Here is a 22,069-nt window from a genome sequence, read left to right as displayed (position 1 = left end):
TTAAATAATTATGAGTGGAAAATCTCTTAATAGAGTTGATGCATTTTTTGCATAGGTGTCCATCTTTTCATTTTCAGCCTGTATAGACAGGAATTGTTTTAAATCATTAAATAAAGCGTTACGCTTTAGATCAACAGTATGAGAGGCTATTTCGGATTTTATAATAGAAATAACAGTTTCAGATGTTTTAGCAGATGCCTCCATTGGATCAAGGTTTTTAAGAGGCATTATCCCTTCAAACGGATCTGGATATACATTATAGATAGTATCATAAATTCCTACTGTCTCATTATTTTCATAAGGCGATTCAATATCATATCCTGTGAGCTGTTTTTTAAGAAGCTGCTCATCTCCTTGTTCAATATGTCCAACATATTTTCCCCACAATGCTTTAGGAACATTCTGATAACTGGGGGTAATTGTCCATTGATCTGATACCAGATTCCCCGATTGATCCCTTATCTCTAGGTTACAGATGAAATCGAAGGAAGGAGTCCCGGATTCATCTCCCATTGGTCTTACATAGATTTTGGAGTTGGTCTCCAAAGGTTCTTCATTGATCAATAATTTTGAGCAAGGTATAGAAGCAATGAGTTGAATCCGGCATCCTGAAACTCTAGTATGAATTGCTTCGGAAGAAGATTTTTCAACATTCTTATCAGAGGCTATTATTCCCTCTTTAGGAATAAATTTCAGAAGATCCTTCTTAGGAGGTAAAAGGGTCTCAGCAAATTCTTTCCAAGGTAAAGGTTTTGAACTTGTCTTATCAGGGCCAATGTCTACATTTATTTTTACCTTCCAGATGTGGACTGTAAGCCTGGCTCCGGTTTTAGGTCCATATAAGTTAAGATCAACTCCAAATTCCCCTGAGAAAGTATGATGAATGAACCATAGATTCAAGCGATAGGAAGCTCCTACCGTTACCCCAATGCTCACATCAAAATGGAACGGATGCCAATACATCAGAAAATCTGTCCAAGCTTTAAGCCATGCTTTAAAGTCGCCTTTATGATAATTCACATTCAGCATCCCTCCTGCCATAATTGCAGCAGGAGTAATGGCAAAATAGGAGCTTCCGGAAATTGAAGTATAATTATCCGGAAGCCAGTTTATACCTACCCGGGGTACTTCAGGATAGTATTTTGGAGGCTTAAACTGAGAGTGGTATCCTCCGATTGTAAGCACAAAATCACCGGCATATGGACTTGGAGCAAACCATGTATAAAATGCAAACCCGCCTGTAATTTTACAATTAGGATCCAGAATGTATGAATTTGAGCTTTGCTGAGCTCTTAATCCGGCAGATCCTTTTTCAACGTCTATGATCAATTCAATTTGAAGCTCAACAAATGCAAAGGTTTTGGGACCAACAGTCGGAAACTTTCCTCTGCTGAGTCCTATAAGTGCCAGTTTAAAACTGTTACCAAACTCACCGATAAGGAGAGCATTGGTCGTGATCAGTTCAAAAGATGTAAACATAATGCCCAGCGCAAGCCAGTATTGTCCTGCTTCATGAGACAGCCATGGCTTCCCGCCGTTAATACCAAAGAGATTACGCAATACTTCAGCAGGAGATTGAGAACCTACAAGGGAATCCTTTGAGTCCGGAGAACCTGCATACGCAACAAAGGGAAACTGATATACTTCATCAATCTGGGGCAGGCGAAGTCTTGAATTATATCCGAATCCACCTGAAAGTCCTGTTACCATAAAGAAAGGAACCCCACCCAACGTTCCCGTAAATTGGACGAACAAAAACATGGAGGGGATGGTCTTAGTATGACTGGTATCTTTATAGATGTTGGCATAGCTACCCCAAGCTGATAAAGAATAATCCATCATTTTTATAATGGCCCCGCCTGCATATTCCCATTCTACCTGATCTTCAACTTTATGGGAAACTTTTAAAAGCGATCCGCCAATATCCAGCCCTGGTCCCTTGAATTCTATTCCTAATCCCTCAATTTCAAATTTTGGATGGAATCCTGATAAAGGAACTCCCAGAGAAGCTCCTATAAGATCAATCTTAAGACTGCCCGCATTAAGAGAACAATCCAATGCCAGCCAGATTTTACCCTCATTGTATTTTATTCCAACCCTGCGGAATGATAACGGGCCTATTGACTTTTGAATGGTGATCCAGAAACTACCATCCGACTGGTCAGGAGGAGCAGCATGAACTGGTTTTGAAGTATCACCTTCAGGAATCCCTAGCTGGCCACTTTTATCAGAAGGCATCCCTGAATCGGAAGTTCCTCCCAATCCAGCCATAATAGGAATAATATACCCAGCAACATCAAGGTTAAGAGAAATTCCTATGGAAGAGGTCATTCCGTCATTGGGAAAAGATGGATACTTCCCCTTTAATTGGTTTTCTAACAATGAAACATAATCTTTTAACGGGATCGCTTCTGATGAAGTAAACTGTCGGGAAGTGATAAAAACTTCAATCTCATTAATTTGTAATGTATGGAGGGCAGACAATACTTTTCCCACTAACGGAAGCCGGGTAAGGTCTAATTGTTTGTCAATATGAACCCCTGCAAAAAGGGCAGGATTTGGTTTCTCCTGTGGTTTAAAAACAACAAGATCGGCCGTTCCATAGTTGATAGAATGAGCTCCCATTGCGAAACTCTTATCTGTGAAATCATAGATAATCCCCACTTTATTTAAAGCAATATCTAATTCCGAAGGAATTCCCAATGGACCATATCCCATTAAAGACGGAAGATAATCCAAGCCAAGAATTTGATTTTCGCTTTCTACATCGCAGAATATAATAGTTTGTTCTGGTATTTTTTCATTGGTAATTTCTCCATAAATTGTAATATCACCCAATATGAAAGCTACCTGCACATCATATGTACCTTCTGCAAAATTCACATGAAGATAAACCTCAAAATCAATGATCTTATCTCCTGCTAAAATGGTACTCGATAACGTAAACGTTCCACTATTGGTGGGATGTTGATAACTGAACGCCATAGATTTTAGCTTAAACTCCTTTAACGAAGCTTTAATATGATCAGGAAGAGGAGATCCCCCAAAAGAAATAATGATAATTTCCAGCCATTCTGGTACAGTCAGTTTCTGTTCTGTTTTAAGCATCATACTTAAGTTAGGACCGGGAAGTTCTATCAGCCCTAAAAATAAAAGTTCCTTATCTCCTGATTTCATTTTCAGCCCGCCCCTGAGTTCTATTATATGAATAGGCTTATCCAGAGGGTTTAGCAACAGCCAATCTAAAGTAATGTCGATTACAGTTAAATGTTCTGAAATATGCCATTGATCAAGGGTTCCTGTTTGTAAGCGCAACAAAGAAAGATAAGTCTCCGTCTTCAAATCAAACTCAAATGAGAATGACTTAAAACCTACCATTTCAAAAAATGTTTCAAAGGGAGTATTCTTAATAATTTTATCCACTTCTTCCCGATTTCCTGACATCCATTTAGCCAAATTGGCCAGTGAAGTACTTATATTGTTTTCAGCAGGTCTTACGGAAACACCAATCTTATCGGGTGCATAATCACCGGGAAGTGCATACAGAAAGGTGTCAATAGAACCAGGTACTCCGTCCAAAATTGTTGACCCTTTTAAAGAGAATTCAGTCCATGGCTCTGGTTCTTCTAACCACGGGTATTTACCTCTATCCTCTTCCAACCACATTTGATTGACCTCCAGAGAAAAATTGTTAACTTTTAGCTTCACTAAATCGAATTCCGGTAAGGAAAGCGGAGCATAAAACAAAGATTTAACTTTATTTTTGGTGGGGTAAATCTTGCCTTGTAAGACCCCATTTGCAGGAGTTCCATTAAAAGCTGTGATAATATTTTTATAAACACCAAGAATTCCATTCCAAGTATAATCTGCCGAGAATCCAAGCTCCCTGGATGGGTCTGCATTAGCATCGTCATATTGAAATACCAGCTTTTGATTGGATAGAGAAAGGTTATTAATCATATTAACATCCAACTCCGGGAAACTGTCTCCAAACTCCCATTCAATAGCAGCACTTTCTATATATTTTGTTCTTAGCTCTATAGATAAAATTAAATGAACAATAGACTCTTTTTCATGGAGTTCTACTGTAGCCCTGCGTTCATTTAAAGACAGAAAGGTATCGTCCGCAGAATCAGGCACCCCTGCAATAAAAGATACCTTGCCATCCTTAATATCAGGAATTGAAGATACAGAGAGAATAATGTTTCCTTTAGACCTACGCAAAACTTCCTTAACTAAAGATGAGAAAAGGAAACCCTGATTCCACAAACTGTCAGCAAGGATTATTTTCCCTGTGTTAGCAGCTTGTTTTTGTAATTCTATAATTATTTGGGATAAATTCATTATTATAAATGTTTATGAATTAAGTTATTCAGATAATAGTGACGCATGAATCTTCTTTTTAGTTTATTGATTTGATCATTTACATAGAACAGAAGTTCAGTTCTTCTTTTGTTTATATAGTTTTTCAACACTAGATCAGCTATTATATTTCTAGCAAGATGGGCATATGATCACTGGTATGTCTGATATGTCCATAATTTTCATAGTTCCGGAATTTCTCATACCTTGCATGAATATCACCGATACGCATAATATCTTCTAAAGTATCATGCATCCTTTTATCAGTTCCCGTAAATACTCTGTTTATTGTTTTTGAAAGTATGCTGGGATTATGATTTAGTGTCCCCTTGATTATAAAATTATCTACAAAGCTGGTTGTATATCCACTTATCAAAGGGGGAATTAAAGGAATTGCTTCATTTCTTTTCTTAAAAGTCGTTTTAATTTTATCTTTTTCGTGTGAGCGGGGATTTATACCAATTTTATACCCCAAATCTGAAATTTGCCCGTTGAGTCCAAAATTTTCTGCAAGATCAATATTAAGATCACCGGCAATTACTTTTATATCATTATTATAGGCAGGCTCCTGATCAATATGCTTCAAAAGCCTTTTTAATGCTGTTTCGGCAATATCAGGAATAACAGGAAGATGAATATTAAATAGTGATATATTACGATATTCACCCTGGCGCTCATGAAAACGAGTCAGATAAGGTCTTCTTGATGGCGCGTCAGGAAAAGTAATGAGTTGATTATTTTTATCGTGAAACTCAACTTTTGCAGCGAAATAATTACGGTCTGGCAAAAAATCATCAAAACCAGGAGGATAAGGACCTCGGTTAACCGATCCCTCACGTTTTGAAGTTTTTGCTTCATGATGATGATCAGCCGGCCAAATATAGGGTCCTATAAAATCAAGCCTGTCATTCCTGAAAAAAACACCAATTGATTCAGAATAAGATGAGAATTTATCCTGCAAATTTTCATTCAGCCGCAAAGGTGGTACAAGACACCAGTTCGTATTGAGCCTTTTAAGCCTGTCTAATATCATTGTCAGTCCGGTATAAGCACTGCGACCATACGGAATCAGACTGCCGGCTAACCCCTTATTAGTAACCACTTCAATTACAATAAAAATATCAGGATCAAGCATATAACAGTTTGATAAAATATAATCACGTCTATATCTTTGTAAAGTTGAAGGCTCTCTTGCATAGCTATTTAATAGGGTCTGTGATCCGAATCTTTCAATATTCCAGCATAAAATTTTTGTAGACATCATTTATGTTTTTATAGGTTAAAGGTAATTTTGTCTTTAATAAACTTAGGTATCTGATGTGATATGATTTAGTTCTAAATCTTTGTTTTTCTTAAGAATTTTAGGATAATGCTATTATAGGCTGCTGAAAACAGAACATATCAATCTCTTCTAAATACTTCTACATCAGGTAGTCTAATGCAGTTACGTATTCTATCTTAATCGCTTCAAAGACATTTGAGTAATAGGTCCGGATCCCGTAGTTCCACTACTAATAAATTTTACAGTGGTATTAGCTGTATTAGCAATCCTAAATGAGTACTTATGAGAAGCCATCATAGAAATGGAAGTTAACAGTGTATAGGTTTGTAAATCTCCATTCGGAGCTGTAAAGTAATCATTGACCCGTGCAACCCACTTATTGGTAGTATCATTCCAAATTCCAATAACAGGGCTCGTTCCATTGGTTGTTGATAACTGCGCATTCATAGTAACCTGATAGATTCCATCCGCAGGTATTGTAAACGAGTTAGCCGCCGCATTTCCGAAATATCGACTTTCATTGTCGATAATCTCATTAGACAGGTTTCCGATCGGAAATGCTGTTGCACCACTCATTGTATAATCAGCAGTTAACTGTACAACGATTTCCTGAGCGACTATAAATTCTCCGTTCACTACAATTACAGTTCCCGTAGAATTAGGTACACCGGCAATATTTTGCCAGGTGGGGGCTGCGCCCGGTCCACTGGACTTAAGTACCTGACCAGCAATACCAGCTGAACCAGCTGTAGAAGATGTACCCCCTACATTTAATTCATTCACAACTTGTAGTGATCCATTAACATGAAAAGTTTTCTGAGGAGTTCCTGTATTAATTCCCACTTGTGAGTAAACGTTTGTGAAAGTTAGCCCCATGGCTAATAAGATAAGAGTTCTCATTGATTTGTATTTTTAATTATTCACTACAAGTTGAAAAAAAAGAGAGCTTTTACCTGAAATCATGATACGTATTATGTACGTAAGTTGACTTGACTACAATAAAAAGCTGAATGTTAAGACAATAAACGAGCTCCTACGTTTGTAAAAGAATACATCTTGTTTTTAAATTCGGTCTATCAAATAATTTATTAGTTGGGATGAATTCTGACGATAGCAAATTGGCATTAAATGAGATAAAATCAATTTCAGAAAATGAAATGGAGCACCAAGAAGGAATAAATTTTTGATTTACAACACCTGAGACAGAAACAAAAGGCCTCCAAAATGGAAAATGGCAATCCTTACCTGAGTTACTGTATTTCCAATGGAAATATTATTATTAGAATTTTAAGGAAGGCTTTTACCATCACTTCCACTAAGTATAAAAGTGCTTTTTGTAAGCCTGACAATCATTTCATTACTAACATGAGTATTAATGCCTAACTTAACAAGACTATTTAAAAGATGGTTGTTCTAAAATCACTTCATTAAATTTTCAAGCGGTAATCTTTACAAAACACTGGAGTTGCCTTATTTCAGGTTTCCTTTCTGATTTATAAAATAGCTAATAATATTTATCCTGATGAAGAATATTATTTAATTTTTAATGAAGATTATATCTTTGAAAAAAGAAAGAATGGTATTGTGCAAAGAAATAACAATACAGATTTTTATGATGGCTTAGCTTAAATGTGAAACAATTATCATATAGAGGCTACCACTTCAACCAGCCTCTATAAATTTCAACCATTTTACATTATAAAATACTGATCTATTCAGGGAGAAAGAATCATCCTTTGTTTTAGAATTGGATATAAATGCCAAGCCAAGCACTAAATCTTATTTAAAACATCAGAACATACTTTACCTTTTGCTCCTCATTCAGTTTTTGCAAAATTCTATAAATTGTAGCAGAATGAACATTGAATGCTTCAGCTACCTTTTTAACAGAACGTCCACTGTTAATAAGAGTTTTAACAGTCTTAATCTGTTCAGAAGTAAATTTCCTGGATCTTCCAAATTCAATTCCATTTTCTTGTGCAAGCTTTCTGCCAGCTGAAATTCTTTCAATAATCAACTCTCTTTCAAACTTTTTCCTCCAGGATTAGCAGAATCAGCCCACGACTCCGATAAGGATTGGAAAGAAGTTCCTGTATGATTAATTTTTTCGCAAATATTTAAAAGTCCTTTGGTAGACCTCGCTTACTTATCAAGTTTCAAAATAATAATCTGATAACTTCTCGAAGTTGTTCCATTATCTTTTCCAATTCTATTCTCTTACAGTCCATTCCGGAGATTTTCTCCTGAAATGATTTTTGCTGCCCGCTTTCTCCAGTTCTTGTAACTGGATATTTAAGTTCTGATCTTGGGTAGAAACCCGGGCATATCCTATTTTCATTTTATAACTTAATTTTCACAAAAGTTATTGCAAAACACGCTATATATGCATATAACTTTTGCGAAAAATGAAGTTTGTTCATAGAACCATTTTCATTAAAATTTAAATTCTTTTGAAAACTTAGGATTTTTGCGAAAATGAACACTCTGTTTCAAAGTAACGTCATAATTTGATATTGAAAATTTATTACATGCGTTAAAGTATAATGCGAGCAGAAATATTGCCTAAAAAACAACAGTTATCATATGACCATCCTCCCAAATTGACTGGAAAGATAGGCGTGCTGTTTTGGGGATCCCAAGCTATTTCAAAACATTAGATGCCCCCTATGAATATTGTTGGGTTTATTTTGCGATATGGTTAATTTTAAAATATCAAGTAAATTTTTCTTCATCAATACATTTTATAAGGAAAATATTGGAACCATTTGTAAGTGGAATGAAGTTGATATAAAAATATTGGATTGGTGAAACTATCATAAAGCAATTAATCATCGCTATAAGAAAATAATAATCGAACATTTTGGGATTAGTTTTTTTAGGCACAAAGAAAAACAACAGTTAATGAATGAAGCTGTCCGACTATTTAAAAAACAAAAAAGTTCTGACAGTATTTTTTGGATATTAATAGAATACCTTCAAGACCATCGAATTGAAATTCCAACTTACAATGCTTTATCAATTATAATACAACAGGCCGGTAAAAGCCTAGATAATGAGTATCATTTATTGTTCACCTACATTTACCCCAGTGTGGTGGACTTGTTAAATAAATTATTTATTAAAGAACAAGAATCTCATGTTTATTATTTAGCAAAGCTTACCCCCCTAATAAAACGTTACGATTTGGGATATCAGAGAAAATATAAAAGACTACCAATATTTTAAACATTTATATTCTAAAATCAGCAAAATTACTGATCGATTAGATATTAGCCCCAAAACAATTGAATATTATGTACAATTGTAATTCGCACATAAATTTTTCAAATATCCAGAAGAGACAACAGATACTTGATTTTAATATGCTTTATTCCAATTAAACTTGCCTCACCTGAAACTTTAAATTTTTCAGGTTCACAGTAATAGATATTTAAAGCAGAAGACATTTTATTACTATATTTAGCTTTACATCCCCCAGCAGAGAAATTCACTGCAGAGACCATATCAGTATTAATGATTCTCATTCCTTCCTGTTGTGAATTTCTGATCAGAAAAGGTCTGTAGATCTCAATATTCTTAATGTAGATCAGGTTTTCATCATAGTTTCTACCACGGACCATATATTGTGAAGACAGCTCAGAGTTGGAGTTTACAGAAGGTAATGTTTTTAAGCAGTTCTTCAATCCCACCATTATCAGAAGCTACTGATTTTGCCTCTTTCACTAAAATTCTTACGTTACTAAGGTCATTGGTTCTTCCTGTTGCTTTTTTCCGGACGATAACTTCCTCTATATCGATAATTTTAGTGGTTGCTATTTTTTTCCTTTGTTGGGAGAAAAACAATACAGGGACCATAAGGCTTAGCGGTAAAACTTTTTTTTCAATGTTTTAGAATTTCTTATTAATATTATTAATAAACTTTATAAAAAATAACGCTGCAATATTATGATTATTTTGACTCAGCGATAATAATCATTCCTACACCCCAATTTTGATTTTAAATCAGAGTCTTATGACTTGTATAAGATTTATTGTAGTGTCTTCTTCATTGTATAAATTAAGTTCCACAATATAAAAAAATTGCTATAGGGCTATCTTCTGACTATAGGATAAATTAATTTAGAGAATATCCTACTCAAATTAATCAGCTGTACTACGTCATACTTGTTAGCTGTAGCTACCTGTTAAAATTTTCCGTTGTTATTTTTCCAGTTCCCTTTTGCTGGAATGGTTTCTATGGTATCCCAATGTTCAACTATTTTTCCATCTTCAATCCGAAACAAATCATAAAACGAAGTTTGTCTGCCTCCAAACGATCCCTCACTAATTGTTAGTACAAAATTCCCTTCGCCTAAAATTTTATGTACTTTGTCATATTTCATAATAATACCTTGCAAAGCCATATATTCTAAAGCTTTCTTTAAACCTGACAGTCCATCTCCAATTTGAGGGTTGTGCTGTATGTAATTGTTATCATCAATATACACTGAAAGTCTTTCCATTTTTCCGTTTACCAAAATATCATTCACAAAATTTCCGGACAATATTTTGTTGATTTCAGTTTTGTCAAGATCTTTAACTTCAGTTTCACCGTCCGTCATTGTATGTCCGCTTGGATTGGGTCCAGAAGTTTCTTGTAAATTATCCCAGTGTTCTACAATTTTTCCATCTTCGAAAAGGAAAATATCAAACCCTATTTTTGGCCCAAAGAAATTGTAATCAGTATGTGAAAAAATATAGTTACCGTCTTCAAAAATACGCACGGTATTTACTTTTGCAGAGTTTGGTGGAAGCATCTGTAATATTTCACCAAAGCCTGCTAATCCGTCACCAACAGCTAAATTATGTTGTTTGTATTTATCGCCATTAATGTATGAAATTGGCTCTGCTGCATCTGTTTCGATTGATTTTAGTAATTCTGCTACTTTTTGTTTATTGTTCATTTTTTATTATTTGTTAATTATTAAATTTCCTATATTTTACCTAGTAATGAAAAATGTTCCTTTTAAATTCAGAATTATGCTAAGGACTGATAATATTACTATATGACAAGCCCATTTCAAAATCTACCAAGCGGGTTACTGTGCCCCCGATTTTTTTCCAATACATCATATAGACATTTGGAACAGTCTCAATTTTTGTCATTTATATAGTTTCCAACACACCGAATCCTTTATTGGTTAAAGCTTTCCATGTTAATTGTTTTCACTTTCAAAATTTAGCTCAAAGGAGGAATTCCCTACAATCCTGAACCAAGCATTTTTATCCATATATTTTTATATACAGGATTTGCAATCCCTTCAGTATGAAATGGATTATTGCCTTTTTTTTGTTTCTGGAGGGGCTCATCCAAGGCAAAAACATTGTCTGAAGGTATATTTAATGTTTTGCATATTTCAGCCAGCTGTACAGCTGCCAATTCTTGTACATGATAAGTTGCGAAAATATTTTCACGCGCTGTGATCAGCTTCTGAGAATACCATCCGGCAATTTTTTTCATTCTTGAATTGCTATAATCCCACCCTCCGGAAAAGCTAAGTACTCTCGCAACTGATTCATGCTGAGCAATAAATTCAGCCATGCCACCACCTTGAGATTGGCCTGCAATAGCAATCTTACTCCATATCGGTTTAGTGGTATTCTGATCTAAATATTGCGACCAATCTCCTTCCTTATCGTTTTTTGACAGATACTGTAGAAGCTTGATCAAGCGAGGTACAATAGCATCCTGATATTGATCCGGAATAGATGAGAAAATATTGTCACCATAAATTCGTTTTCTACGAAACTCAGCGGCACAGTTTATATCTTCATCGAGTTTGTTACCAACACAGATCTGTGAAACCCCGGGTGTACTGATAAAAGAAAGGGCTATAATTCTATATCCCTGATCTAATGCTGTTTTAAAAAAACTTTGTGGCATATGATTAGTTGATCCATTGGTGCCGGTAAGCCATAATAATATCTTATTATTTTTAATGGCTCTATCATAGTACACAACGTGCACACTATCCCAATTTCGTACACTGGGATCAGCATCGCTGGGTTTTATTCTAAGTGTTTTATAGGTGTCTGAATCAATTTTGCTGTTTTGTGCGGTCATTCTGATAACTGGGCTCATCATAAACATCAATAAAACCAGCGGATAAATCACCGCAAATAAAATCTTTTTCTTCATTATTATTTGAATATTAAAATTAACATAGTAAACCCTTAAAATACTATAATGTTAGTACTAAAGTCCAAGTATAAAGTCTGCTCCCATTTGAGCATGCATTAATGTTGTATTGAATATTGGAATTTCCAAATCATTTTGCTTTATAATAAGTGGAAACTCTGTACATCCGAGTATTATCCCTTCTGCTCCTTTTTTTTCCAGTAACATAAGCTGATCCAGTATATATTTTTTTGTTTCAGGGTTTATAATCCCGCGAGATAATTCTTTTTGTATTATTGTATGGAGTCTTTTCCTGTTCTCTTCTTTTTCAGGTACGATCACCATAATATTATAATCATCTTTCAATATTTTTGTAATAAACGATTCTTCCATAGTAAATATCGTCCCAATTAACCCAACCTTACAAAGTTCTCTTTTCTTAATGTTCATTCCTATTGCGTGAGCAATATGTAGTATAGGAATTGCGCTGCGCCGTTGTACCTCATCATATACCTTATGGGGTGTATTAGCACAAAAAATAATCGAAGAAGCTCCCGCTTGCTGTAATTTATCACAAGCTTCAATCAGCGTTTTGGCTATTAAATCCCATCTGCCCAACCGTTGTAAAGAATGTATATTATACTGATCAAGATTGACTAATATAAGAGGAGGGTTTGTATTGTTATTAAAATAATTATTGACTATTTGATTGAGGTAACTATAATATTCTACAGTTGAATGCCACGAAATCCCTCCAATAAGACCCAATCTTTTTAACGGGGTATGCCGAATAATTGGATCATTATTTTGAGAAGAAACGAATGATTTGATCGTATCAGCCATACATTTTTATTTTCTATTAAAACTGTTTAACTATTTATTATTTTTTTTCAAAACTAATCGAACATCCTCCAAAATCAAAATTACCGGTTTATTAAAAAAATTTCTTCCACTTACTGATCGTATTTCTACTCATGTTAAACTTCATTGCAATTTCAGTGTTATTCAACCGATGTATTTTTTGATAATCCAATATTTGAAGTATTGTTATCTTATCATATGAGCGTAGTCTTTGATTTGATTTACTAGGTTCATTATTGATATTATCAAAGATGATATTATTCAATTTGATAACATCCAGCACAGACAGTTCATTCTTATTAAGGATACCATCACATTTGGATTTTTTATCAGGATATTTTTTAGCTATAATATCCTGATAAATTAACTTATAATTAGGTTGTAAATTATTCATGTTATTTTTTATAGGTTGTTTATAACTACCAAAAAATTTCATCCCATCATAAAAACCTACTACCTGGATGAAGTAAATGGCAGACAAATCGACTTTTAATCAATTTATTTTTATTCTTCTATCTCCTTTTTATTATATTTCATAATCCACTTATAAAGGGTCGTTTTAGGAATTCTATACTCATCAATAATCTGTCTTTTTGTCTTTTGGTGTGAATTGACAAGTTCTAAAATAAAATCAATCACTTCTTTAGTATATAGATTCTTTCTAAATTGAGGCAGCTGAGTGCTACTTTTTTCTATGTCACTGTCATTTTTTTTTGCTGGTGGTGAGAATAAAATCAGGTGTTGTGAATATGGTCTAAAAAAATCATACTCTAATAATTTACTCCAGTTCAACAAGATATTGGTAGGTAAATCCTCCTGCAGAAACATTGTTTCAACTTCATCAGCACTGCACTTAAAGAAATTACAAATACGCGAAATATCGATGTCCAGCTCAATGGTCCTTTGCTTAACCATTGAACCAATATGAATATTTTTAAAATTAACACTCATGTTTTAATGTTTTATGTTAAATTTCTCAGTTATTTAGTGATTTGAGGTCGTACAAAATCAAACAAATAAATTCTTAAAATTTCAATTCTTTTTCTGTTTTTCAATAGCATACTATTAGTTACAAACCAATAAATAACAACAATTTCTTCGTCCTTAAATTGGTTATAATCGCCCAATTAAGTACAAATACAAATTACCACTAATTTTTCATTTCAAACAAAACGATGATACGTATAAAGTACGTATCTGTCAATATTCTGCAAGAATAAGACAATGATTTATGAAACTACAGTTTTGTTATCGCCAGTGTATAAGTAGGTGCTCCAAACCCGGCTCCCAAACTTATAGCACTTACCGTTGACCCTTGTAACGTATTGGATGCTTTAGTTCTATAAAACTTAATTCTTAGCCTGTCACCGGCAGTTAATTGTACTGTTACTGAAGGGATGGTAAATACATAGTTTCTCATTAGCCCCGGATCTACTCTTGTAAATATATATAGCTCTCCCTCCTGATACAGATGACCACAACCCTTCTCCATTGGAGCTGATTTCAATATTAACAGCCATGTAAATAAAATCCATTTCCATCATTGTTGATGGTCAGCTGTGGAGTAATTGATCCTGAAATCATATAGGTCCCTGTTTGATTAATTAAGACATTTCCTGCTGATGAAAGCACAGTCCCTAATGTATTCAGTGATGCATGAGAAGACTGTATGGGTACAATCTGCTCCTCCCCGGAATTATAATTTGTTTTGGAAACCAAAATTCATCACTGGATGTATAAAAGCTATTTGTGACTGTGGTGAGAGATTAGCCCTTCCTATAACTCCATTTTCATCGGCATGCAACGGGTAAACCGTAGAACTTGCCAGCGTTTGCAGATTACGAATTTTCACCTTTCCATTTACGTCCAGCGATTCACTGGGATCTTTTGTATTGATACCCACCTGTCCATATACAACTGAAGGAATGATGGCTATGAAAATAGCAACCCGAATTTTTAATTTTCTCATTTTTGTGATTTATTTGAAGCAAGCTACGTGAAAATTACTTTAGAAGTCAAAAAACAACATGCGTATAATCTACTTAAGCCGATATGAATTAAAAAATACATCAACGCAGTAGATATAGAGTAACCAGTATTAAACAAAACTTGTACTGCTAATTTTTTGCCAGCATTTTCTACACAACTTCAGCATAATTCTATATCTTTTGTGGTAGGAGCCACAATAATATCAGAGCATTCTTTATAAGTTATTTCTCATCGGATTGATTATAACAAGTTATAAGAACGCTATTTCTATATATCCATCAGCAGTGGAAATAATTTAAGATCAACAAAACCTAACATTATAGTGAATCAATTGTCCTTGTAGTTTTTATCTCTACCGTTTTGATTGAGCGCTTATTAAAGTTAAAGATTATCATGTATCACCTACGGATTGACCAATTAAATCTACTATTCAAATCTTTTATGTTCTATTCATACGTTCGCACTATTTATGATCTGAAAAGATAGCACCAATCCGATTGCATAAACCGATTAAAAAAGAAAATCAGCAGGGAAACTGATTTTCTTTGGATGGCCTCTACATTAATCTTTCTCATCATTTATATAGTTTTTAGAACCTTTTCGAACTATGGTATTGGCGTATACATTACAGAAATATAACATCCTGCTTCTCTGTAGTATCCAGGCTTAGCCATAACTGTTGACAGATTAAAAGTATCCCCTGGGTTTAATTTGATTGTTGTAGCTATAAAAGTATATCCCTTTGATTCTAGAAATCGGCTACCTGCAAAACTTAAACTTTGAACTCCTGCGTCCAACCCCAATGCTACACCACTAGTTGAGGACCCGTAATCCGCTGTCATCTGTATTGCCTTAGCAAAAAGCTTCAATGTATTCTGCAAAGCCTGTGTGAAGCCTGTACCTGAAGCATCAAATGTAAACGAAACTGCTCTCTCAGGAATATCTGAAAAGTTCGCCCGAACATCAAAGGTATATAATCCTCCCTTATTTATCAAAAATTTTTCTTGATTCACTCTGGTGATATATTCATTATTGATATGATCCGTTACATCAAACCAGAGTGGGTTTCGAGTATTGGATCCTGCCTTCCATGAGGTAGAAGTTCCTCTGGCATACAAAACATTTGTGGGAATCTTAAGATCTGATACAACCGATTTAATATCTGTGAGTAGACGCACCCATTTTCCATTACTTATAGTTCCCGAAGCTGCAGGATTGGAAAAATAATAAAATCCGGGAGTCACTGCAACCTGCTGTCCCTCGTTTAACATTGTACTTCCGCTACCGTAGTTATATACCATCATTCCATCAAAATCTGATAATATCTGTACATTATTGATTACTGATACATCAAATTTAAACTTCGTAAGATCCACCCTGGGAAAGCCCAATCCTTTTCCAATGCTGTTTGCATAGTTGTTAAATTTACTTGCATCCATAAAAAAATTGGAATTTGATAATGTATTCTCAACATTCTGATTGGTGCCTATTTGTGCCTGTACAAAATAACCTGATAGCATCAGTACGATGCCTAATAATATTTTTTTCATTGTATTGTTTATTTTTTATCTAGTTTATATTAAAAGCCAGCCGTCTGATACCATCTGGTTCCATCACTGTGAAACATAATTGATCGGGTTGTTAATAACGATACGGCGATCTGATTGGTAACATATGCTTCCTGAAATGTAAATCCAAATGCTGCATCTGCACTATTTCTTATTGAAATGGTCCTGTCCTTATAGGCATTTGCCGGAGGCATCATCAGATTGCCATTCGAAATATTGAATTCAAAAAGAGTCACCCCTTGCTGGTTGTTATTTGCGGACATATTAAAAGTACCTGATGAAAGATTGGTCATCGCAGTAAATGGTTGCTGTGTAGCACTTGTACTACTTCCTCCATTTAATTTTATCCATTTACCCAGATTCTCATCAAAATAGTAGAATCCAAACGAATCAACATTAGAAGCCTGACCCGTTGCAGTACCAGTACTTATATTATCAACATAAATAAGCGTAGAAGCCTTAACAGGGGACATGTTCATAGCTCTTTCCCTGTCTACCCTGGGGATTAATAATCCGTCTACACTTCTCATAGAACCAGTAGCATTCTGCGCTTTAATATCTAAAGTAGCATCAGGCATGTTTGTATTGACACCTACCTGAGAGTAAGCAATTGGATAACAAATCGATGCAGCCATTAAAAATAATTTTTTCATATAACATGTTTTTGTTCAACAAATAGAATGAATAAATAAGATATTCACATAAAACAGCAATACGTAATATATGCGTATTGTTACTAAAACAACATAAACACCTATAAATCAAACCAATAAATATAAATATTTACTGATGTAAATTGAATTATTCTATGTATTTATACATTACAGGTCCAGAAAAATATCATTTCTGCTACTGGTATTTATAGATAGAAAAAATAATCTTGTCAATAAGAAAGTCTAAAATTTGAATCTGCCTGATTATAGATTATAAAAATAATAGTCAATAGACACATTCTGGAAAATTTATAAGGACACCTAATAAATCCAGAATCTCTTCTTTGCTCATTCCAAAAATCTTACAAAAAAAGCCGAAGAAAAATTCTGCGGCTTATTCAAAGACATTTAAATTGATTAAAAAGTACCCTAAACTCCTTCCATCCATCTCTTCATCTGAACTCTATGAGCTGGCGTTTCTTCAATACCTCCAGCCAGAATATCCATCACTTTATCCCAAATATTTTTTTTCTTAGATTGAGATTCTTTTAATTCATGATAAGCCAATAAATATTCCTTTTCATATTGCAGAGCATCTTCATCAGAATAATGTAACGGAATATGCTTAATGATATCCATCGTTAAAACATCCACTTCTCCCGGATCTAATGTTTCCATCAGTTTGAGTTTTAGCTTATAAGTTTCAGTTATTGATAAGATATTATCTAAGGTCTTAAAAACTTCTGTCCAGATATCATTCCATTTATCAAGGCTTTCACCAACAAAAATTACATCCCCAGCTTCTTTTAGCCCTCCAATACTATTCATAATCAAATCTTTATAATATTCAGTCATTTCCCAGTCCTCTACCAAATTGGCAGCATCTCTGTTTTTAAACTTTTCTTCAATTTTTTCGAGGATTCTAAGCTGGTGATCCAAATTTTCCAATAAATGTTCTTTCTCTCTTATCCACAAATTAATAACCATACCATTATTTGTAGACGCAATTAATTTTCCACATTCCCCAATATTCAGCCTTATCTGATGATCACTGGTGCGCATCTCCTGGTTCGTAAATTTAATTTCTACAGCCAGCTTTCTTAAACCTTGAACTGCTTTTATCACAGGATTAAATTCTTTTTCCATCTTATGTTTGTTTTAATTATGATTATATTTTTATTCTTACACAATAATCTGTTTCTGCACAATAAAAACCTCCTCCTTTTTTTATGAAAGCCTGTTTATTCAGCAGGGTCGTTCATTTAAACTATAAGAAACTACGAATCCTTGTGGTTAATAATTCCTCCGACCTGGGAAAAAATGAATAAAAAAAGTATTTTGAAAAAAAAATGATCGGAGGAATAGTAGATTTCTCTCTTTTTATTGAATTTTACTATATGAGTAAAAACAGTGCTAATCTTCTAATTTATTTCATGCAATTTCATGTAAAAACATTAAGTTAACAACTATAGAAATACGTAATACCTACTTATAAAACAAAAAAGCTGCTATACTAATATAAAGTACCTGCTTATAAAAGCTTCAGTTTTCTTAATTATCAATTATTTATTATCTCCCTGAAATATTGTTAATATTACCCGTTACTCAATAAACAAAACACTAAAAGAGTTTTGTTTATCAAAAATATTATTTATTCTTAAATACGTACATATACTTATTTCACACTGTGTTTCACGTTTCCTCTGCATTACAAACATGACATTAATTAATTATAAAATTCACTTTAAAATGAAAAAATCATAATACTTACTACGCTTTAACTCTCTTATATAGTAAGGTCCAGGTGGGCATCAATACCCATAACCTTCAATGGAATATTTCACATGAAAAAAACGAAGGTAATCCTCCAACAGGAGTACAATAAGCCAATGATTTTGGTTACCTCAATCGGAAACGTAGGAGTAGGAACAATTTCTCCCGATACTGTTGTAACACCAAATATCAGCTCAACAAGTAAAGGACTTTATTTCCTAGGCTGGATCTTCAAAAACTTACAGGATGGGATTACCTTTCTCTCTCCTGCACCAGGCTGGTAGATTACAATTATACATACCAAAAAGAATATTGAGGAAGCTATTTCCCTCTTTATCATTTAAGAATCTGTTATCCTATTTTTAGACCATTGTGTGAACTCTAATTTATAAAGACAGCTCGCCTAATATTCTGTCCCCATAAATGACTATCACTGCTAAAAAAACCGGCAGGGAAACCGGTTTTCTCATTAAATTGCAACTGTATTATAAAGAAAGATAAATCCAGCAAAACAGATTTGCAAAAATATTATAATCCTGCATTTGTCAATATGAATGGCGGCGGTTGGAGCACACTGCACATCCTGCATTAGCTCCGTGTAAAGTGTTACCTGAGTCTCTAATCTTAAAAAATTTTGAGCTCAACTAAATTCTTTGCTTACTACCCGCTGGAAGTATTGTTCTCCTCTTCTACATTTTTTCTAAAATAATGGTAATTCAAAAAAATAGTTTTTTGTTATACCTAATACTGACTTATGATTAGCTGGTCTGCTTTATCTTATCTGTAGTATAAATAACGAATAAGCCTGCGTTAGGATAATAGATGGGAAAATCTACAAAAGTCACACTAATCTGTCCGTTAGAATAGCTCAATGTATGTCCGGCAGTCGGAAAACTAGGGTTATTTCCTGCATTGGCAAGCCATTCGAGAGGTTTTCCGAAAACAGATTGGCTGCTAGACAACGTCACTGTTGCATAGGTAGTATTGTCAGTTTTTGCTCTTGCCTGCAAAGTAGCCCCCAAATAGGAAGTTCCTATAAAATAAATAAATCTACCATAACTCCGCCTACAGTACCTACAGAGGTCCCAGTAAGTTTAGTAAGATATCCGTTTTCTAAAATCAACGGGATCGTTTGGGTATGGGTAGGAGCCATAGGACTAAATCCCAAATAAGTATTATAGGATTATATCGAAGTTTCTTTAGTGAGATCTTCAGCAGCATTAAAGGTTTGTGTAGGGCTCGCTGTATTGATTCTTACCTGCAAGTGTGTTATTGAGGTAAAAATAACAGCTAAAGGTAGTGCAATTTTTTTCATTCTTTGTTGTTTTAAAAATTCTTCAAAGAAAGTCCTAAATTTAGGATGTAAACAAAATAATACTACATAATACGTACGTATTGAAATGGAACTACCTCACCTCATTAACAACAAAAAATTATTCCCATGCAGTAGAAATATAGCGTATACTTGCCCACTAAAATTTGAAATGAATTATATTTTCAATAATAAAAAAAGAAAACCGGCAGGGAAACCGGTTTTCTCATTAAATAGCAACTATATTAAATTCTTATCATTATTTAAATTCTTAAAAAAATAATTCTTTCGAATGCTCCCTATAATTATAAGAAAGATAAATCCAACAGAAGAGATTTACAAAAATATTATAGTTTTGTTATTGCAAATGTGAATGATGGTGCACCAAAACCATTTGCTAGTGTTATACCGGATACACTAGATCCCTGTAAAGTTGATGCAGGAGGATCTGTGGATGTTCTGTAAAACTTAATCCTAACTAAGTCACCAGCATTTAATTGTTTAAGTACTGATGGAATTACAAAACTATAAGTTCTATCAACTCCAGTAGTTACTCTAGGAAACATTGATCTTCCTCCTGATATAGAAGTCCAAGATGTTCCGCCATTAGTGCTGACCTCAAGGTTTACTGCCATGTAAGCATATCCGTCGCCGCCACTACTTATTGCCAGAATTGGCGTTATAGATCCTGATAACATATAGGTTCCTGTCTGACTTATATTGATATTCCCTGTTGCTGGAACTGTAACACCTATTGTATTTAGAGTAGCATGCGAAGATAATATTGGAACTATCTGATCATTTCCTGCATTATAGCTTGAAGCTACAAAAGTAAAAGTGTCATTGGAAGTATAAAAAGCAATCTGGGATTGAAGAGAAATCGTTGCCTTTCCTAAAACTCCATTTTCATCACTAAACAGCGGAGAAACAGTTGGGCTGGTAAGGGTGGGCAGACTTCGGATTCTTGCATCTCCATTTACATCAATGGTGCGTGTGGGAGCTGTCGTGTTGATTCCTACCTGCGAATACACTATCGAGCAAAGCAAGACAAATAAAAGTAATACAATTTTTTTCATTTTTTATCGTTTTAAAATTCTTTCCCAAAGGAACAAATAAGCTCAGAAAGTAACTAAAAAACATAATACGTATTATGTACTTATTTAAATATGCTATATATTCACCTTTAAAATGAAGAATATATAGCATATGCAGTGTATATGCAGTATATTTTATAGCTATAAACACTTCCTACAAACATGTCTAAATTTACGGCTTATGGAAAAAAGTGGATGCATGTATACAGTAATTCCAGATGAAAGAGCATACAGCAGCCTTACCAGTAACCTTACTATATCAGTTGATAGAAATACCTTATCCGTTGATGCTGCCAATCACTGGATAGGGATAGATCCAGTATGGAATTAATTATACTCATGGAGCAATTAACCTGAAATCGTATATTGGAGGAGGAAAAGCTTATCTTGGTATAGTTGCTCCAAATGATAAATTTGATACCAATAATTCTGTTAATGTGACCATTACTTCAGCAGGCAATTTTGGTATTGGTACATCCGCCCCTGATCCCACTTTGGATGTGAATGGTAATGTGAGGCTCCGTTCAGTTGCCTCTGTCACTAATGCTGGTAACAGGACTATTACTTGCAGCTGGAATTGGTGCTGTGTCACAGATTTCTGCCAATAATTTTGTGGGATTCCCTGAAAATACCGGGAAATATTTTAATGTCTAACAAACGACAAACATTTTAACAAATTACCAGTAAACCTGGCTCAAAATACAGTAGTATTTCGATTGGTTAATATTAATACAGCTTGAGGAGGTACCTGGAATGCAGTCAATAATACCATAATGTTGCCAAGGCGGGTATATATCAGGTCACTGCTGGTGTTCAACTTGGAAACATAGACACTAATTCAAATTATGATTGAGTCGTCCTAATTAGATAAAAACATTAAGATTAAGATGCTCTGGATCAATAGGTACAGGTGTACTTGTTCCTTCTGTATTTATAGTAAAGGAGTGGAAATGGGCTCCTGCGCTGCTTGTAGTATATATTCCGGCAGTATCATCGGCATTATCATTGCCAAGACCTC

21 protein-coding genes and 1 pseudogene are annotated in these 22,069 nt (G+C 34.3%); 3 read left to right on the top strand and 19 right to left on the bottom strand.

Annotated features, from left to right (window positions below):
* The 5 genes from BUE84_RS06105 to BUE84_RS24670 form a co-directional block, all read right to left on the bottom strand.
* Nucleotides 1–4,344: a DUF6603 domain-containing protein gene (locus BUE84_RS06105; RefSeq protein WP_047432810.1), complete on the bottom strand. Its 4,344-nt coding sequence runs from the start codon at nt 4,342–4,344 to the stop codon at nt 1–3.
* A gap of 142 nt (nt 4,345–4,486) precedes the next feature.
* Nucleotides 4,487–5,623 (bottom strand): hypothetical protein, encoded by a 1,137-nt coding sequence (locus tag BUE84_RS06100; RefSeq protein ID WP_047432812.1) that lies wholly within the window; start codon nt 5,621–5,623, stop codon nt 4,487–4,489.
* 192 nt (nt 5,624–5,815) lie between these two features.
* On the bottom strand, nt 5,816–6,544 hold the full coding sequence (locus BUE84_RS06095; RefSeq protein WP_047432815.1) for a hypothetical protein: 729 nt from the start codon (nt 6,542–6,544) through the stop codon (nt 5,816–5,818).
* An 883-nt stretch (nt 6,545–7,427) separates the two neighbouring features.
* Nucleotides 7,428–7,661, bottom strand: a complete 234-nt coding sequence (locus tag BUE84_RS25035) for a helix-turn-helix domain-containing protein (RefSeq protein ID WP_052187019.1) — start codon at nt 7,659–7,661, stop codon at nt 7,428–7,430.
* Nucleotides 7,662–7,853: 192 nt separating this feature from the next.
* A complete protein-coding gene (locus BUE84_RS24670; RefSeq protein ID WP_238594375.1) occupies nt 7,854–7,982 on the bottom strand; it encodes a recombinase family protein in 129 nt (42 codons plus the stop codon).
* Nucleotides 7,983–8,467: 485 nt separating this feature from the next.
* Here BUE84_RS24670 and BUE84_RS06085 point away from each other — a divergent pair, with 485 nt between their 5' ends.
* On the top strand, nt 8,468–8,869 hold the full coding sequence (locus tag BUE84_RS06085; RefSeq protein WP_079240890.1) for a DUF4158 domain-containing protein: 402 nt from the start codon (nt 8,468–8,470) through the stop codon (nt 8,867–8,869).
* 146 nt (nt 8,870–9,015) lie between these two features.
* Here the strand turns inward: BUE84_RS06085 and BUE84_RS06080 are convergent.
* The 11 genes and pseudogenes from BUE84_RS06080 to BUE84_RS06025 form a co-directional block, all read right to left on the bottom strand.
* Nucleotides 9,016–9,499, bottom strand: a pseudogene (locus tag BUE84_RS06080) (TonB-dependent receptor); the annotation flags it as partial.
* A gap of 329 nt (nt 9,500–9,828) precedes the next feature.
* The gene (locus tag BUE84_RS06075) at nt 9,829–10,587 is read right to left on the bottom strand and encodes a nuclear transport factor 2 family protein (protein WP_047432825.1); all 759 of its coding nucleotides are present in this window, start codon (nt 10,585–10,587) and stop codon (nt 9,829–9,831) included.
* 296 nt (nt 10,588–10,883) lie between these two features.
* Nucleotides 10,884–11,822, bottom strand: coding sequence for a BPSS1187 family protein (locus tag BUE84_RS06070; RefSeq protein ID WP_052187020.1), 939 nt, complete (start codon nt 11,820–11,822; stop codon nt 10,884–10,886).
* 57 nt (nt 11,823–11,879) lie between these two features.
* A complete protein-coding gene (locus BUE84_RS06065) occupies nt 11,880–12,644 on the bottom strand; it encodes an aspartate/glutamate racemase family protein (protein ID WP_052187021.1) in 765 nt (254 codons plus the stop codon).
* Nucleotides 12,645–13,166: 522 nt separating this feature from the next.
* On the bottom strand, nt 13,167–13,613 hold the full coding sequence (locus tag BUE84_RS06055; RefSeq protein WP_047432828.1) for a transposase: 447 nt from the start codon (nt 13,611–13,613) through the stop codon (nt 13,167–13,169).
* Nucleotides 13,614–13,899: 286 nt separating this feature from the next.
* Nucleotides 13,900–14,154 carry a hypothetical protein gene (locus BUE84_RS06050; protein WP_047432831.1) on the bottom strand — a complete coding sequence of 85 codons (255 nt, stop codon included), beginning with the start codon at nt 14,152–14,154 and terminating at the stop codon, nt 13,900–13,902.
* A gap of 17 nt (nt 14,155–14,171) precedes the next feature.
* Nucleotides 14,172–14,381: a hypothetical protein gene (locus BUE84_RS06045; protein WP_047432833.1), complete on the bottom strand. Its 210-nt coding sequence runs from the start codon at nt 14,379–14,381 to the stop codon at nt 14,172–14,174.
* Nucleotides 14,359–14,631 (bottom strand): hypothetical protein, encoded by a 273-nt coding sequence (locus BUE84_RS06040; RefSeq protein ID WP_047432836.1) that lies wholly within the window; start codon nt 14,629–14,631, stop codon nt 14,359–14,361. Before BUE84_RS06040 ends, BUE84_RS06045 begins: the two co-directional genes overlap by 23 nt.
* A gap of 625 nt (nt 14,632–15,256) precedes the next feature.
* Nucleotides 15,257–16,201: a hypothetical protein gene (locus BUE84_RS06035; RefSeq protein WP_052187022.1), complete on the bottom strand. Its 945-nt coding sequence runs from the start codon at nt 16,199–16,201 to the stop codon at nt 15,257–15,259.
* A 29-nt stretch (nt 16,202–16,230) separates the two neighbouring features.
* Entirely contained in the window at nt 16,231–16,872 is a 642-nt protein-coding gene (locus BUE84_RS06030) for a hypothetical protein (RefSeq protein ID WP_052187023.1), read from the bottom strand.
* A gap of 429 nt (nt 16,873–17,301) precedes the next feature.
* On the bottom strand, nt 17,302–18,018 hold the full coding sequence (locus BUE84_RS06025) for a hypothetical protein (RefSeq protein WP_047432838.1): 717 nt from the start codon (nt 18,016–18,018) through the stop codon (nt 17,302–17,304).
* A 698-nt stretch (nt 18,019–18,716) separates the two neighbouring features.
* Here BUE84_RS06025 and BUE84_RS06020 point away from each other — a divergent pair.
* On the top strand, nt 18,717–18,929 hold the full coding sequence (locus tag BUE84_RS06020) for a hypothetical protein (RefSeq protein ID WP_047432841.1): 213 nt from the start codon (nt 18,717–18,719) through the stop codon (nt 18,927–18,929).
* Nucleotides 18,930–19,403: 474 nt separating this feature from the next.
* Here the strand turns inward: BUE84_RS06020 and BUE84_RS06015 are convergent, their stop codons facing one another.
* From BUE84_RS06015 to BUE84_RS06010, 3 genes are all read right to left on the bottom strand, one after another.
* Entirely contained in the window at nt 19,404–19,667 is a 264-nt protein-coding gene (locus BUE84_RS06015; protein WP_052187024.1) for a hypothetical protein, read from the bottom strand.
* Nucleotides 19,668–19,828: 161 nt separating this feature from the next.
* Nucleotides 19,829–19,960 carry a hypothetical protein gene (locus BUE84_RS24925; protein ID WP_262487982.1) on the bottom strand — a complete coding sequence of 44 codons (132 nt, stop codon included), beginning with the start codon at nt 19,958–19,960 and terminating at the stop codon, nt 19,829–19,831.
* 344 nt (nt 19,961–20,304) lie between these two features.
* Complete coding sequence (locus BUE84_RS06010) at nt 20,305–21,033, bottom strand: hypothetical protein (RefSeq protein WP_047432845.1); 729 nt, start codon at nt 21,031–21,033, stop codon at nt 20,305–20,307.
* Between the two features lie 217 nt (nt 21,034–21,250).
* On the opposite strand from BUE84_RS06010, the gene BUE84_RS24920 reads away from it, so the two are divergent.
* Nucleotides 21,251–21,382: a hypothetical protein gene (locus BUE84_RS24920; protein ID WP_262487981.1), complete on the top strand. Its 132-nt coding sequence runs from the start codon at nt 21,251–21,253 to the stop codon at nt 21,380–21,382.
* Nucleotides 21,383–22,069: the final 687 nt, after the last annotated feature.

Source organism: Chryseobacterium indologenes (genome assembly GCF_002025665.1).
In the GTDB taxonomy this organism is placed as follows: domain Bacteria; phylum Bacteroidota; class Bacteroidia; order Flavobacteriales; family Weeksellaceae; genus Chryseobacterium; species Chryseobacterium metallicongregator.
Note: the sequence above shows the minus strand (reverse complement) of the source record. Positions and strands in the feature narration are given on the sequence as shown.

Coding starts and splice junctions, on each gene's coding strand:
- BUE84_RS06035 (WP_052187022.1), bottom strand. CDS start 16,201: ATGAAAAAAATATTATTAGGCATCGTACTGATGCTATCAGGTTATTTT.
- BUE84_RS06095 (WP_047432815.1), bottom strand. CDS start 6,544: ATGAGAACTCTTATCTTATTAGCCATGGGGCTAACTTTCACAAACGTT.
- BUE84_RS06030 (WP_052187023.1), bottom strand. CDS start 16,872: ATGAAAAAATTATTTTTAATGGCTGCATCGATTTGTTATCCAATTGCT.
- BUE84_RS06040 (WP_047432836.1), bottom strand. CDS start 14,631: ATGAGAAAATTAAAAATTCGGGTTGCTATTTTCATAGCCATCATTCCT.
- BUE84_RS06055 (WP_047432828.1), bottom strand. CDS start 13,613: ATGAGTGTTAATTTTAAAAATATTCATATTGGTTCAATGGTTAAGCAA.
- BUE84_RS06075 (WP_047432825.1), bottom strand. CDS start 10,587: ATGAACAATAAACAAAAAGTAGCAGAATTACTAAAATCAATCGAAACA.
- BUE84_RS06070 (WP_052187020.1), bottom strand. CDS start 11,822: ATGAAGAAAAAGATTTTATTTGCGGTGATTTATCCGCTGGTTTTATTG.
- BUE84_RS24925 (WP_262487982.1), bottom strand. CDS start 19,960: ATGAAAAAAATTGCACTACCTTTAGCTGTTATTTTTACCTCAATAACA.
- BUE84_RS06105 (WP_047432810.1), bottom strand. CDS start 4,344: ATGAATTTATCCCAAATAATTATAGAATTACAAAAACAAGCTGCTAAC.
- BUE84_RS06050 (WP_047432831.1), bottom strand. CDS start 14,154: ATGGAGAAGGGTTGTGGTCATCTGTATCAGGAGGGAGAGCTATATATA.
- BUE84_RS06020 (WP_047432841.1), top strand. CDS start 18,717: ATGAAAAAAACGAAGGTAATCCTCCAACAGGAGTACAATAAGCCAATG.
- BUE84_RS06010 (WP_047432845.1), bottom strand. CDS start 21,033: ATGAAAAAAATTGTATTACTTTTATTTGTCTTGCTTTGCTCGATAGTG.
- BUE84_RS24670 (WP_238594375.1), bottom strand. CDS start 7,982: ATGAAAATAGGATATGCCCGGGTTTCTACCCAAGATCAGAACTTAAAT.
- BUE84_RS24920 (WP_262487981.1), top strand. CDS start 21,251: ATGTATACAGTAATTCCAGATGAAAGAGCATACAGCAGCCTTACCAGT.
- BUE84_RS06100 (WP_047432812.1), bottom strand. CDS start 5,623: ATGTCTACAAAAATTTTATGCTGGAATATTGAAAGATTCGGATCACAG.
- BUE84_RS06025 (WP_047432838.1), bottom strand. CDS start 18,018: ATGGAAAAAGAATTTAATCCTGTGATAAAAGCAGTTCAAGGTTTAAGA.
- BUE84_RS06065 (WP_052187021.1), bottom strand. CDS start 12,644: ATGGCTGATACGATCAAATCATTCGTTTCTTCTCAAAATAATGATCCA.